This is a genomic window from Legionella qingyii (assembly GCF_003990155.1).
In the GTDB taxonomy this organism is placed as follows: Bacteria; Pseudomonadota; Gammaproteobacteria; order Legionellales; family Legionellaceae; genus Legionella; species Legionella qingyii.
In genome coordinates this window covers 82,955-97,350 of sequence record NZ_RZGX01000013.1, presented here as the reverse complement: position 1 = coordinate 97,350, position 14,396 = coordinate 82,955, and the positions used below count along the sequence as shown (strand labels likewise).

Below are 14,396 nucleotides of genomic sequence, written 5' to 3'. Positions count from 1 at the left end.
CTTTGAGCATGCATGATGGACACTTCAGATATAAAATATCCATTTCATTCAGCCTGGAATTTTTTATGGCAGGTCATTAAGCCTTATCGTTGGTGGTATGTGTTAATGTTTCAGGCGCCGGTGCTCACTGCAATTTATATTTTTGCTAATAACTATTCGTTTAAGCTTCTGGTGGACGCGTTTTCCAGCGAGACGATTACTTCATATCATCAATTGGTGTTTCCTATTGTACTATTTATTACAGCGCAAATTGTACTGGATGTAGTTTGGCGAATTAGTGATTTTGCGGAGTGGAAAGCTGAGCCTTATGCTCGGCAAAGATTATTGTCATCTGCTTATGATTATGTCCAACATCATTCCTATAATTATTTTCAAAATACGCCCAGTGGTACGGTCATTAGTAAGTTAAAAGGCCTTTTGGATGGATATGATAGTGTTTTCGCTAATCTCCATCATGTTGTTGGAAAACATTTTTGTGTAGTTGTTGTTTCTGTTTTTGTTTTATTGGTAGTTAATTTTAGTGTGTTTTGTTTTATGCTGGCCTGGTGTGTATTAGTTATGGCAATTATGCTGCCTATGGCGCTTAAACTGAATCAGCTTTCTAATAATATGGCTGAGAGCAAACATCAGGTTATAGGTGCTTTCTCAGATAATATTACCAATATTTTCTCTTTGTTTTATTTCGCAAAACGACGAGCTGAACATCGACGTGTTAATGAGCTGATGTCGGCTGATTTTGTGCCTCGGCAAATTGAACTTTATCAGTATGATTTTAAATTCAATATAGTCGGATCAGTGCTGTATTGGTTCATGCTGATTGCGGTTTTTATTTTTATGATTTATCTGCGTATTCATGGTGAGATTTCTACAGGAGATTTTTTATTTGTTATGCTCACTGCCATTACCATTTCGTTCGATTTATGGTCGCTGATGAGTAGTCTTTGTACCTTTTTAAAAGAAATAGGAGATTTCAAATCGTCATTTGGTATTTTAGCTATGCCTCATGATGAAGTAGATGTGCCTCCTGCACAAGCATATCAGATAAATCAAGGGGAAATTGAGTTTAAACAACTTTCTTTTGCATATCGCGAGGGAGCTTCTTTTGTATTTAAAAATCTTAATTTACTCATCAAACCCGGTGAGAAGATTGGTTTGGTAGGGCACTCTGGTGCAGGTAAATCAACATTAATTTCGTTATTGTTAAAAAACTTCAGACCTACTGATGGACAAATTTTGATTGATGATAAGCCGATTTCAGAGATTACTTCAGATTCTTTGCGCCAACAAATTGCTCTTATACCCCAAGATATTATGCTTTTTCACCGCTCTATTGGTGAAAATATTGGTTATGCAAAAGAGAATGCAACGCAAGCAGAGATAAAACGAGCAGCTGAAATGGCTAATATTGATGATTTTATCGAATCTCTACCGGAGAAATATGATACGTTGGTTGGTGAGCGCGGGGTAAAACTTTCAGGTGGCCAGCGTCAACGCATTGCGATTGCACGAGCATTTTTAAAAAATGCATCCATTGTAGTTCTTGATGAGGCGACCTCAAGTCTAGATACACTTTCAGAACACGAAATTCAACGATCGATTAATGCCATGCTGGAGCAAAATAATGCTACAGTCATAGCAATCGCCCATCGTCTTTCTACCATTCGCCATATGGATCGAATTGTAGTGATGGAAGGGGGAGTTATTATCGAAGAAGGTACTTTTACCGAATTGGTAAATAATGAAGAGAGTTACTTCAAAATGCTTTGGGATAGTCAAGTTAATGGGATGGTTTTATAAAATGAAAAAATGTATTGTTTTTTTTATTGCTTCTCTTGCAATTAATTCAGTGGTTTTTGCCAATAATAACTGCTTTATAGCAAAAGAGAACAACGTCACGCTAAAACAAGAAGGGCTATGTACGGAGCGCCATTCACCTTGCTCAACTTTTAAAATTGCAATCAGTTTAATGGGGTTTGATAAGGGCATATTAATCGATAAAACTCATCCTGAATGGCCTTTCAAACAAGGATACAATGATTGGCTGGATGTTTGGAAACAGCCACATAATCCAACCACTTGGATACAGCACAGTTGCGTTTGGTACAGTCAGCTTATTACGCAAAAATTAGGAATGGAGCAATTTAAACATTATATGCAGGTTCTTAATTATGGAAATCAGGATGTTTCTGGTGATAAGGGTATGAATAATGGATTGGTTCGCGCTTGGCTGTCAAGTTCATTGCAAATCTCACCACAGGAACAAGTTGAGTTTTTATCTGCCTTAACTCAAAACAAGTTGCCTGTAAGTCGTTTTTCCATGCAAATGACTCGTGACCTTCTATTTATTGAGAATTTGCCAGGAGGCTGGAAGTTGTATGGTAAAACTGGGGCAGGGAATCCCTTCAAGAAAGATGGTTCACGTAATCAGGACAAGCAACTAGGATGGTTTGTTGGCTGGATAGAGAAGGATTCACATACTATTTCGTTTGCTCAATACATAGAAGATGATGCTACGCCTGATTATTCAACGGGGAAGCGTGCAAGAGAAATAGCGAAACAGAAATTAATATCATTGACTCAGTAAACTAAGTTCTGAGTGTTGTACCCTGAGTGCAGTAAAGTGGAACCCAGGAGTTCAAAATGAGCAAAACTCAATCTTTGCACTTGGGTTTCATATAAGTAGTGAACAAAATCAATGAGATTAACTGTTTTAATTTTCCCTCAAAAATGAGGGAAAGGCTGATTAAAAGTGGCCATGTACATGACTACCACCATGTCCGTGCACATGACTGTCACCATGTCCATGCACATGACTGCTGCTATGTCCATGAACTGTTCCGCTAGTAGGATGTCCATGTGAGTGAGCGGTACTTGCATAAACGGTCCCTGTACCATAATCAGAATAAGGAAAGCCATTATAAACAGAAGAAGGAGTGTAAAAACTATAACTTCCATAACTCCTGTATCCGGGAGTAGTCGTTCTTACTGTAGTATAAGTATTATTGTTACAACCAAATAAAAAAGGTACCACGAGCATAAGTCCAATTGCAAAAAGGGCAATGGGTAATACTGGTGTAAAAATAAAAGCTGATGCGAGTAATGTTTTCGCTGCTAGCGCAGTTGTTGCTACTGCAGCTGATTTTAGTGATACTGCAGCAATAACTCCTGCTGTGGCTATTGCAGCAGCAGAGAACGCCGCCATGCATTTGAGCAAAAAGCTATAATTAGTATCATCTTCCTGTTGTTTATTCTTCTTGGCCATTTCGTCACCTCATGTGTTGTACCAAATTAAAATGAATTTGAATTGAAATGTATTTTTTGAGTAATTGTCGAAATTGCATTTTCGACTGATTTAAGATTCTACTATAGGGAAGAAAAATGTCATCTTTATTTTTTTCTTATAGATTTTCTTATAAAACAGAATAAGTTTTTTGTACAATTATTTAAGGATGAAAGAAAACAAGGATAGTTTGTTTGATGGAATTTATATGATTTATTACCTGGTAAGGGTTAAAACCCTTACACAGGTATAGGAGATTATCCAACTAATTTTAAATTACCGCTATTCATCATCCCAGCTTAGTGTGCCGCCCGCTTGATATTCAATGACACGAGTTTCAAAGAAATTTTTCTCTTTTTTCAAGTCCATCATTTCACTCATCCATGGGAATGGGTTTGTAGCTCCAGGATATTGCTCTGGCAAGCCAATTTGGTTTAAACGACGGTTAGCAATGAAGTGCAAGTACTCTTCAAACATTTCGGCGTTCATTCCCAGGATGCCTTGAGGCATAGTGTCCTTAGCATATTGATATTCCAATGCTACACCTTGGCGAATTAGTTGAATCATTTCTTCTTTAAATTCAGGTGTCCACAAGTGTGGGTTCTCAATCTTAATTTGGTTGATGACATCAATACCAAAATTCATGTGCATGGACTCATCACGTAGAATGTATTGAAATTGCTCTGAAGTTCCTACCATTTTATTACGACGACCCATGGAGAGAATTTGTGTGAAACCAACATAGAAAAAGATTCCTTCAAAGATTACATAGAAGGCAATTAAGTCGCGTAACAAACGCTGATCATTTGCTACAGTACCAGTGTGGAATGTTTCATCACCCAAGCTTTGAGTAAAGGGTAGTGCCCAGGCTGCTTTAGTCGCTACAGATGGAATTTCACGGTACATATTAAAAACTTCCGCTTCATCAAGGCCTAAGCTCTCAATAACGTATTGATACGCATGAGTATGCAGTGCTTCTTCGAAGGCCTGGCGTAACAAGTATTGTCTGCATTCAGGATTCGTAATATGTCTGTAAACAGCGAGTACCAGATTATTGGCAACTAGCGAATCTGCTGTTGAGAAAAATCCCAAGTTACGCTTGATTATCAAACGTTCCGCTTCTGTAAGGCCGTTAGGATCTTTCCAGAGCGCTACGTCAGCGCTCATATTGATTTCATTAGGCATCCAGTGGTTAGCACAAGCGGTTAAATACTTGTCCCATGCCCATTTATATTTAAACGGAACGAGCTGATTTAAGTCTGCACGGCAGTTAATGATGCGTTTATCATCAACATGAATGCGCGCGGCCCCCATTTCGAGTGGTTCGTATCCAGTTGCACCAGTATGAATTATATCTTGGTGTTGTATTATGTTTTCTGACATTTAAATTCTCCTGATTATTGGCACGCTTCACAGTCTGGATCGAGTATGGAACATACCTTAGGTTCCTCAGCTATTATTTTAACTGCATTGAGTGCACCATCAGTTACAGTAGATTTCTCAGCATTGGATGCGCCTAAACTGCGTAAGTAATATGTGGTTTTTAATCCGCGTGTCCATGCATGCATATAGAGTTGATCCAATTTCTTACCTGATGGTTGAGCCATGTAGATATTCAGTGATTGTGCTTGATCGATCCATTTTTGACGACGAGAAGCCGCATCAACTAACCACATGGGGTCAATTTCAAAAGAAGTCGCATAACGCTTTTTCAATTCAGCAGGAATACGGCTGATTGGTTGGACGCTACCATTAAAATATTTCAAATCATTGACCATCACTTCATCCCAAAGATTCAATGCTTTCAAATCAGCAATCAAATAGGGATTAACCACAGTGAATTCACCTGACAAATTGGATTTTACATATAAATTTTGGTATGTAGGCTCAATGGATTGTGAAACACCACAAATATTTGAAATAGTTGCTGTTGGTGCGATCGCCATCACATTGGAGTTGCGCATTCCTTGTGTGCGAACTTTAATGCGTAAGTTTTCCCAATCCAGACGTTGTGAACGATCCTGTTCTAAGTATTTATTGCGAGCTTGCTGCAATAGATTAATTGAATCAATTGGCAATATACCTTTACTCCATAAAGAACCTTCATAACTGGAATAACTACCCCGTTCTTTAGCCAAATCACAAGATGCTTCGATTGCATAGTAGCTGATTAACTCCATAGATGAATCAGCAAACTCAACCGCTTCTTGAGAAGCATAATCAATTTTTAATTCATATAATGCATCTTGGAAACCCATTAAGCCTAAACCAATAGGTCTGTGTTTCAAGTTGGAGTTACGTGCTTGAGGTACAGAATAATAGTTAATATCAACCACATTATCCAGCATACGGATTGCAGTTCTAATGGTACGTTTTAATTTTTCAGCGTCCAATTTGCCATTTTTGATGTGAGCGGGAAGATTAATACTACCCAGATTACATACGGCAATTTCTTCTTCTGAAGTGTTGAGTGTAATTTCAGTACACAGGTTAGAACTATGAACTACACCAGCATGTTGCTGTGGCGAGCGTAAGTTACAAGGATCTTTAAAGGTCATCCATGGGTGGCCGGTTTCAAACAGCATGGATAACATCTTGCGCCACAGTTTGACGGCAGATAGTGTTTTTGTGTTTTTGATGAGGCCTTGGCGCGCTTTTTCTTCATACTCACAATAGAGTGTTTCAAACGCTTTACCATACTGATCATGCAAATTAGGTACTTCATCAGGAGAGAATAAAGTCCAATCCCCATTTTCACGTACACGCATCATAAATAAATCGGGTATCCATAATGCAGTATTCATATCGTGTGTACGACGTCGATCGTCCCCGGTATTTTTTCTTAGCTCCAGAAACTCTTCGACGTCTTTATGCCAACATTCCAGATAAGCGCAAACAGCACCTTTGCGTTTACCGCCTTGGTTTACTGCGACTGCGGTAGCATCAGCAACATTTAAGAAGGGAACTACACCTTGTGATTTTCCATTGGTGCCTTTGATATGTGAGCCCATCGCGCGAACTGGAGTCCAGTCATTACCCAAACCTCCGGCATATTTTGAAAGCAGGGCATTATCTTTGATTGCACTGTAAATTCCATCTAAATGATCGGGAACAGTGGTCAAATAGCAACTGGATAATTGAGGTCTAATGGTACCTGAATTAAACAGGGTAGGTGTTGATGACATATAATCAAATGAAGACAGTAATTGATAAAACTCTATGGCTTTTTCATTTTTATCTTGTTCACGTAACGCCAACCCCATCGCAACACGCATGAAAAATGCTTGAGGAAGCTCATACCGTACCCCGTGATCATGAATGAAATAACGATCATATAATGTTTGCAAACTTAAATAACTAAACTTCATGTCACGCTCGGGTAATAGCGCCTTGCCGAGTTTTTCCAAATCAAAATCGGCCATTTTTACGTCTAAAATTCCTTGTTTGATGCCATGAGCGATATATTCTTTGAAGTAAGCAGGATAAAGTTTGCTCATTTCATCAAAAGTAGCGTCTGAGTGAATTTCTAATTTACTCAGGGCTTCCATACGCAAACTGTCTAATAACAAACGAGCGCTAACATAAGTGTAGTTTGGCTCTTTTTCGACCAGGGTGCGAGCAGCCATGATCAGGGCTTTGTGCACGTCTTCAAATTTTGCTTGATTGTAAAGATTGCGCATCGCATCTTTAATAACAGGTTCTGCTTGGACATGTTCTAAATCACGGCATGCTTCAGCAACAATTGTATTCATTCGCTCTGTGTCTAATGGCTTTAACTCACCATCGGGCATGGTAATTAATAAGACTTTGCTATCAATAGCCTGTTGTTTTAATTCGTTTTCGCGGGCTTTACGATGTTCTTCTCGATACAATACATAAGCGCGAGCAACTTTGTAGTGACCACTGCGCATGAGCGCTAATTCGACTTGATCCTGAATGTCTTCAATATGAACTGCACCACCACTGGGTAAGCGACGTTTGAATACCTGGGTTATCTGACGGGTAAGATCTTCGATCTGTTGATGAATACGATCTGAGGTAGAGGCTGTACCGCCTTCATCAGCAATGAATGCTTTAGTAATTGCGACTTTAATTTTCGTATCATCATAATTTACTACTTTACCATTGCGCTTAATAGTTTTTAATAAACCAGGGGCATTAGCGGTCAATTCCAGTTGACTGGTTTGCGGTACATCATTTACCGGATCAAGAATTGCGGACATTTTTCCTCCACGCAGTTTTTATTGTTATGAATAGTCGAGTTAAATTTATTCACTATTGATTAGATTATAGCAGAAAACCCAATATATAGGGTCTTGTGTGGCTACTAACAACAAGATAATGTGTTTTTGGATGATGGTCAAGAGAATAATATGGGAGTATTTTGTGGATAAGTTGTGTGTTTATGCACAAATTGCTAGTAGTTATGGGGGGATAGCCCTGAATCTTTATTTTTTATGAAGTCCATTATCCGGGGTGCTACACTGCGCCCAGATTATTAGGTTACACGGTATCTCATTTTATCTTTTTTTTACGATAACAGCATCACTGACATTGGAAAATCCGTGAACATTTAATAGAAACGAACCAATGTGTGCATACAATTGACTCGAGCTTCCTCCATCCAAATTGATCGCATCGATGCAGGACAAAGGTGGTGATCTGAGCAATTGAGCAAGCTTGCTGGTAGTCATTGCTGCATTAGTTGAAACAAGGATAATGACTTTCCCATCACCCGTAATTCCCAGAGCAGAACGATCGGCAATACCTGGTTTTAGAGAAGGTATTTTCCGTTTAACTAATAATCGAGGGCCACTTTGAATAGCAAAATCAATATCACTATCATGGTTAAAATGTTTCAGACTTGAAATATAGGCCTTATTATTTTTTATATAAAAAATTCCCCACCAGCTAATTCGTTTTAAAGGGTTGATCAATTTTTTATTATTAATTCTGAGTCCAAGTGGATGAAATTGATGATCAAAAAAGCCTCCATTAATACTTAAAAGGGCTTTGCTGTGTTCGGCAAATTGATCTGCAGAGGCATTTTTTAAGGATAATTTTTTTGCATTAACTAATGCCAATTTATTTTTATTGAGATCGATACGAAATGCATAAATATGTGCCCAGGGCGAAAGTATTCCTCCAGCAAGATCTTGATATTCAATACCAGAGCTTAATTTCCGCCAATATCCCTCAGCATAGGAATAAAGTGGGGCGAATAGGAAGCAAAGAACAAATAATAAATGGAACAAATATGATTTGTTTGCAGGATAAACATTGGTTTGTGAAGACATGTTATTGTATCCTTATGTACATCATTCAACACCACGGAATCTCTTATGCAAATTAGAACGCAACATAACAATAGTGAAGTACATAAGTCAACAACAGATTTAACTCGTTTGATGAATGATGTACTTGAACTCGCAAAAAAAGAAGGTGCAACCGATGCGATGGTCGCAGTGAATAATGATAAAGGATTCTCAGTTGATGTGCGCATGGGAGAGGTTGAAACCGTAGCATTTAGTGAGGATAAAGGCGTTGGTTTGACTGTTTATATTGGTCAACGTAAGGGTGGAGCAAGTAGCACAGATACGTCACCTGCTGCGTTGGAAGCGATGGTTAAAGCGGCCTGTGATATAGCAAGAGTAAGCGCAGAAGATCCATGCTTTGGATTGGCGGATAAAGAGCTAATGACTAAAAATCATCCCGAGCTTGATTTATTTCATCCTTGGGATATAAGTCCACAACAAGCAATTGATATGGCTTTAAAATGTGAGCGTCATGCTTTATCACTGGATAAGCGAATAGCGAATTCAGATGGAGTGAATGTATCCTCTTATGAATCGCACCATGGTTTTGCAAATACATATGGTGGATCTGGATTTATTCACAGTACACGCCATAGTTTAAGTTGCTCTTTAATTGCGAAGGACGGAGAGGAAATGCAACGTGATTACGACTATACAACGGTCCGTAATCCTCAAGATTTGATTGATTTTCATGTAATTGCTAAAAATGCTGTTAACCGCGCTGTGAATCGTTTGGGGGCACAACAGATTGAAACACAAGCAATCCCCGTTATTTTTTCATCACGAATTTCCAGTGGTTTATTTTCAAGTTTTATTAATGCAATTAGCGGTTCAAATCTTTACAGAAAAAATACCTTTTTGTTGGATTCCATAGGACAACAAATTTTTCCAGAGTTTATTCGTATTTATGAACAGCCTCATTTACTAGGTGCTTTAGGAAGTTCAGCATTTGACAGCGAAGGGGTTCCAACGCGCCCTAATATAATTGTTGATAAAGGTCGTGTGATGCAATATGTATTGGGCAGCTATTCTGCGCGTAGAATGGGTTTAAAAACAACAGCAAATTCAGATGGAGTCCATAATTTAACAATTGACCCGACAGCAGGTGATCTGGATGATTTATTGAAAATAATGGGTAAAGGATTATTAGTCACTGAATTAATGGGGCAAGGAATAAATATTGTAACAGGTGATTATTCGCGGGGTGCCGGAGGCTTTTGGGTTGAAAATGGTGTAATTCAATATCCTGTTGATGAAATTACGATTGCAGGAAATTTAAAGGATATATTTAAATCCATTCTTGCTGTTGGTAATGATATTAATCCAAATATTGCGACACGATGTGGTTCGGTACTCATTGAAAAAATGATGGTGGCCGGGAAGTAAAAAGAATATAAGAATCCCTGCGTTATGGCAGGGATTTAATTTTTTAAGGTTAAATTACATCGTCTAAAGTAATGATGACTCCATATGGAAATCGTGTCAGCATCCCAATCTCCCCAATAAGATATGAACCAAAGTAGACGGATAAAATTCAAGTGGATATTGAGTATTGTTTGATTTTTTAGATAATATTCAATGAACATACTGAGTTTAATTCGCTCATCAGACTTGCTTTGTTGATTCTTTATTCTACGCTTTAGATAAGAGGATTGAATTGGAGTCAGCATGCGTAGGGTGATTTTAGCAGCATTGCTGGTAATGAATACTGCTTTTGCAGATGAAATTGTTGGTTTCGCTGCATATGAGAACGGAGATTATACCACTGCTTACCCTCATTTAATGCAATCTGCCCGGGATGGAAATGTTGAGGCAATGTATTTGCTTGGCCGTATGTACCAATACGGTGAAGGTGTTGCTAAAGATTACACTCAAGCAATAAGTTGGTATCAAAAATCAGCGGATAAAAATAATCCCTTAGCACAACTTAGTTTGGGCTTTATGTATGATTTGGGACAAGGGGTAAAACAAAATTTTCCTGAAGCCTTTAAGTGGTATATGAAATCAGCAAAGCAAGGTAATGCAATTGCTCAAAGAAATGTTGGTTTAATGTATGTATCTGGTGATGGTGTTCAAGCCAATAAAAAGACTGCATTTGAATGGTTTGAAAAATCTGCAAAAAAAGGATACAGCAAGGCACAAGTAAATCTCGCCTATGATTACATAATGGGGGAAGGAACAAAAAAAGATGTTAATCAGGCATTTTATTGGTATCAACAGGCAGCGGATCAGGGAGATGTGAGGGCTCAATATAGTTTAGGTCTGTTATATACCGGACAACAACAAGGTATTGCCCAAGATGATAAATTAGCGTTTTATTGGTTTTCGCAAGCAGCGAATCAAGGCCATGTTAAAGCACAAACTTATTTGGCTTATTACTACCTAAAAGGCTATGGCGTTGAGGCAAATCCAGAAAAAGCAGCTTATTGGTATCAGGCTGCTGCACAAAGCGGTCAGCCTGAGGCGCAAGCTGAAATCGGGCAGTTACTTCTTACAGGCACCGGTATTCCTAGAGATTACGAACAGGCGGTATATTGGTTTACTAAATCTGCAGCACAAGGAAACCCTATTGGTCAAGCCAAATTAGGTTATATGTATCTTGCTGGATTGGGTGTAGATAAAGATTGGATTAAGGCATATGCCATGTTTAAGATTGCTGCAAAAAATAAAAATGAAGAAGCGATTAGAGAACTTAAGCTGCTAAAAAATAAGCTATCTGAATCAGATATTAAGGCCGGTAACGAGTTAGCTGACGAAATACTCCATCAGAACACCATTCAACCGACTAAAGATGAAGATTAACTCAGTAGTATTTGAGATTAGAAAACATTAACGCTTTCTCTGAGGATATTGACAGAAATTTTTCCTTTTTTATCACGATTTCGTTTAAATAAGGTATATACAGTTAAATTGAGGTTATCACTCGTTGCCGAAGCGATACTGAGAAAATAATTACTCTCCAGGGTTATTTGATCGTTTGCTATATTAAGTTTTTTGAGTATTTCAGAGATTTTGCTTAATTCTTTAATTCCATTTTCTTTTCTCGCTTTAATTAATTCATTAAGTTGTGTTTCATTGGTTGTGCCGCTTAGCGATTTGAGTACTTTTATCGGTGCTGTATTAATATTAATGGGTGTAAATTCAGGTAATGCAGTAATTAAAGGTTCCAGGACCAAATAAAGAGATGCGTTCACATCCTTTACCAGACGTAGTTCTGATTTGCTGCTCATAAATTGGTGGCTAGGATAATAGGGTGGTTTTTGGCTCATATAATATGATAAGTAATTGTCATTACCGCGCGCCAAATCATAGGAGGAAAGCCAATCAATAATTGCTAGTGTTAATTTGACTTTTTCTGCTTCTGCATATTGTGGCACGGCTGTACTTATGAGATTTATGAATCCTATCATTGATTTTTTGTGTTCCAAATTATTAATATTATATCGAGATTGCAAATCATAAAGAGCACCTTTTAAGGTAACTGCGCTGTCGATATGTTCCATATCATGTGGGAATAAACTTACCACTCCTTGGACATTAGCTTTGGTAAATTCATTTTTTTTATTACTTAATTCACCCAATGCCCAAAAAGCAACTGTTTGTGAGGCGAGATAGACTTTATCGTGAGTGATCATAAGTCGTGTACGATAAATATCTAATTGAACTTTGGTGCTCATGGCTGTGGCGACAATCGCGACCAGTGTCATAATAAAAAGCGCGGTGAGTAAGGCACTTCCTTTTATGGTTTTAACTTGAAACATAAAGTGCACCCGGTAGAATAAAAAGTAAATTTATTTCGCCCTGATTCCGAAGAGTCATATTAATTTGTACTGCTTTAGGAAAAGGCTCTTTACGTTGATTTAAGCCTACTGCTTGTTCTCTCCATTCAGGAAGTATCTGTAAGTTTTGATTTAAATAACCAAAATGACAGTTATTAAGCTGATTTAGCAAGGGCTTATCTTCATAGATTTTTTGATCAATTATGTCGAGACTATTCCAAGTTCTACGGATCAGCGTTCCATGCTGGCAAAGATACGCAACTCGTTTTAGGGTGCTGCGCTTTTCAATGCTGCCAGGATTTACATTACCATCACGTGTGAATTCAAGATAATTTGTTTGTCCTATAAATGCAGGTAATAATCGCATCTCGTTACTGCGAATAGGGCGCTCTACAGTTTGACTGATATCTTGTTGAATGAGACTTATTGCAAGTTGTAACTCATTGAGACGTTCACTTTGTTCATTAACGCGGGAGCGTGTGGTAAATGCGTTATACAATACGGAAGAGGTGATGGTTGCTAGAATGGCAAATACTGCAAGTGCAATTAAGATTTCAATCAGAGTAAAACCGTTTACTTTTTTGGAAGTTATGTTTTTTTTCATGGTACATACCTGAATGCTTGCAGTTCCTCTCTAAATGGACCTGCTTTATCCGTGCTGACTGAAATAACTATTTTTTGAATATTTTTTTGTGGTGTCGAACTTACTTTTGCTCTCCAGTACCAATGCTCATTCAACATCATTGAATCTTGGGTTGTTTCCTGACTTTGATTAATTTGTAATAAATTAAGCTGAATCATTGCCACGCCTTGCATAGCAACCCAGTGACTTACTGATTTTTCTTTTACTCGGCGTGTCGTTTCGACATTTTGTGATATCGCTTTAAGCAAAGCAGTTAAGGCAATAGCAATTATGGAAAGTGCTAATAATACCTCAATTAGGGTGAATCCTGATTTATTATGATAAGGTCTCATTTAGTGTGTACCACATTAAATTTTAACTCTCCATTTCGTTTGCCAATCAGTAACGCCAAATTATTGTCCTTTTTGCTACCAAAATTTAATGTAAAAGGAGTTAGCTCGCCAGAGGAAGAAATAATAATGGCAGGAGCTCCCACTGGAGTTGGGTTAATTGTTTTTAAGGTAATATGTGTGTCTTTGGGAAAGTAAGTCATTTTAAACACTCCTTTATCGGAAATAGCTTTCCATTGAGTGTTGTTATTCAGTTGAAGTACTTGATAGCCTGTATTGTTAATACGCAGACCAAGCGTGCTGGTTTCCAAAATAGCTTGGTGCTGGGCCAAACGAAGCGTGTTCATGAGTTGTTCCGCTGAAAACAAGATACGTCGGCTCTCACCAAAGTCACCAAAAGCAATTAAGGCAAAACCGAAGGTAATGCCTATAATTACCAAAACAATCAAGATCTCAATGAGAGTAAAACCTTGATTAGACCTCTTGGAAACTGCTACTGCAGACGGGGATAGTTTCATTGATGCAGTTCCATATCCTTGCCTGCATACATCAGTTCCATGCTCTGTCTTTCCTCGCACTTCACTCTCTGTAGTGAATATCCAAAGAAGTTTATTATTTGGGTTCATCCCAGTTACCAATTTCGGCATTAATACCTGTACCTCCAGGTTGTCCTTCAGCACCGTAGGTAAATACATCTATATCGCCATGTTGTCCTGGATTTAAATAAAGGTAGTCTCTACCCCATGGATCTTTAGGGAGTGATTTGAGGTATTGTTTCCAATTATTAGGTACTGGATTTGATGTGGGTTTTTCAACAAGGGCCATCAAACCTTGATCTGTAGTAGGATAATTACCATTATCCAGTTTATATAAATCCAGGGCATTTTGTATGGCAAGCACGTCTTGTTTGGCTTTAACTCTTCGTGCCTCATCAGGGCGTCCCATAATTTTAGGTACTACTATGGAGGCGAGAATGCCTAATATGACAACCACTACCATAATTTCAATTAACGAGAATCCTTTTTGTTTATTCATTTTTACTCCGATTTA

Annotated in this window: 13 protein-coding genes; 4 read left to right on the top strand and 9 right to left on the bottom strand. The window is 38.1% G+C overall.

Going from position 1 to position 14,396, the window contains the following annotated elements; genetic code table 11:
* Window positions 1-12 precede the first annotated feature (12 nt).
* Window positions 13-1,797, top strand: coding sequence for an ABC transporter ATP-binding protein (locus ELY20_RS10855; RefSeq protein WP_233590567.1), 1,785 nt, complete (start codon window positions 13-15; stop codon window positions 1,795-1,797).
* Between the two features lies 1 nt (window position 1,798).
* A complete protein-coding gene (gene blaOXA, locus ELY20_RS10850) occupies window positions 1,799-2,584 on the top strand; it encodes a class D beta-lactamase (RefSeq protein WP_110142405.1) in 786 nt (261 codons plus the stop codon).
* 159 nt (window positions 2,585-2,743) lie between these two features.
* Here blaOXA and ELY20_RS10845 read toward each other — a convergent pair whose 3' ends face one another.
* The 4 genes from ELY20_RS10845 to ELY20_RS10830 all read right to left on the bottom strand — a co-directional run bounded on the left by ELY20_RS10845 (window position 2,744) and on the right by ELY20_RS10830 (window position 8,577).
* Complete coding sequence (locus ELY20_RS10845) at window positions 2,744-3,262, bottom strand: hypothetical protein (protein WP_110142376.1); 519 nt, start codon at window positions 3,260-3,262, stop codon at window positions 2,744-2,746.
* A gap of 300 nt (window positions 3,263-3,562) precedes the next feature.
* A complete protein-coding gene (locus ELY20_RS10840) occupies window positions 3,563-4,663 on the bottom strand; it encodes a ribonucleotide-diphosphate reductase subunit beta (protein ID WP_110142375.1) in 1,101 nt (366 codons plus the stop codon).
* Between the two features lie 14 nt (window positions 4,664-4,677).
* Window positions 4,678-7,503: a ribonucleoside-diphosphate reductase subunit alpha gene (locus ELY20_RS10835; RefSeq protein ID WP_110142374.1), complete on the bottom strand. Its 2,826-nt coding sequence runs from the start codon at window positions 7,501-7,503 to the stop codon at window positions 4,678-4,680.
* Window positions 7,504-7,800: 297 nt separating this feature from the next.
* Window positions 7,801-8,577: a phosphodiester glycosidase family protein gene (locus ELY20_RS10830; RefSeq protein WP_110142373.1), complete on the bottom strand. Its 777-nt coding sequence runs from the start codon at window positions 8,575-8,577 to the stop codon at window positions 7,801-7,803.
* Window positions 8,578-8,622: 45 nt separating this feature from the next.
* Here ELY20_RS10830 and pmbA point away from each other — a divergent pair, with 45 nt between their 5' ends.
* Together pmbA and ELY20_RS10820 are read left to right on the top strand one after the other, a co-directional pair.
* Window positions 8,623-9,981, top strand: coding sequence for a metalloprotease PmbA (pmbA, locus tag ELY20_RS10825; protein ID WP_110142372.1), 1,359 nt, complete (start codon window positions 8,623-8,625; stop codon window positions 9,979-9,981).
* Between the two features lie 282 nt (window positions 9,982-10,263).
* On the top strand, window positions 10,264-11,397 hold the full coding sequence (locus tag ELY20_RS10820) for a tetratricopeptide repeat protein (RefSeq protein ID WP_110142371.1): 1,134 nt from the start codon (window positions 10,264-10,266) through the stop codon (window positions 11,395-11,397).
* Window positions 11,398-11,414: 17 nt separating this feature from the next.
* Here ELY20_RS10820 and gspK read toward each other — a convergent pair whose 3' ends face one another.
* From gspK to lspG, 5 genes are read right to left on the bottom strand one after another with little or no spacing between them, the layout of a single operon-like run.
* Window positions 11,415-12,356, bottom strand: a complete 942-nt coding sequence (gspK, locus tag ELY20_RS10815) for a type II secretion system minor pseudopilin GspK (RefSeq protein WP_110142370.1) — start codon at window positions 12,354-12,356, stop codon at window positions 11,415-11,417.
* Window positions 12,343-12,978: a GspJ family T2SS minor pseudopilin variant LspJ gene (gene lspJ / locus ELY20_RS10810; protein WP_110142369.1), complete on the bottom strand. Its 636-nt coding sequence runs from the start codon at window positions 12,976-12,978 to the stop codon at window positions 12,343-12,345. The genes gspK and lspJ overlap by 14 nt, the downstream gene beginning before the upstream one ends.
* Window positions 12,975-13,349, bottom strand: a complete 375-nt coding sequence (gene lspI, locus ELY20_RS10805) for a GspI family T2SS minor pseudopilin variant LspI (protein WP_110142368.1) — start codon at window positions 13,347-13,349, stop codon at window positions 12,975-12,977. Before lspI ends, lspJ begins: the two co-directional genes overlap by 4 nt.
* Window positions 13,346-13,972: a type II secretion system minor pseudopilin GspH gene (gene gspH / locus ELY20_RS10800; RefSeq protein WP_276309317.1), complete on the bottom strand. Its 627-nt coding sequence runs from the start codon at window positions 13,970-13,972 to the stop codon at window positions 13,346-13,348. Before gspH ends, lspI begins: the two co-directional genes overlap by 4 nt.
* Window positions 13,959-14,381: a GspG family T2SS major pseudopilin variant LspG gene (gene lspG / locus ELY20_RS10795; RefSeq protein WP_110142367.1), complete on the bottom strand. Its 423-nt coding sequence runs from the start codon at window positions 14,379-14,381 to the stop codon at window positions 13,959-13,961. The genes gspH and lspG overlap by 14 nt, the downstream gene beginning before the upstream one ends.
* Between the last annotated feature and the right edge of the window lie 15 nt (window positions 14,382-14,396).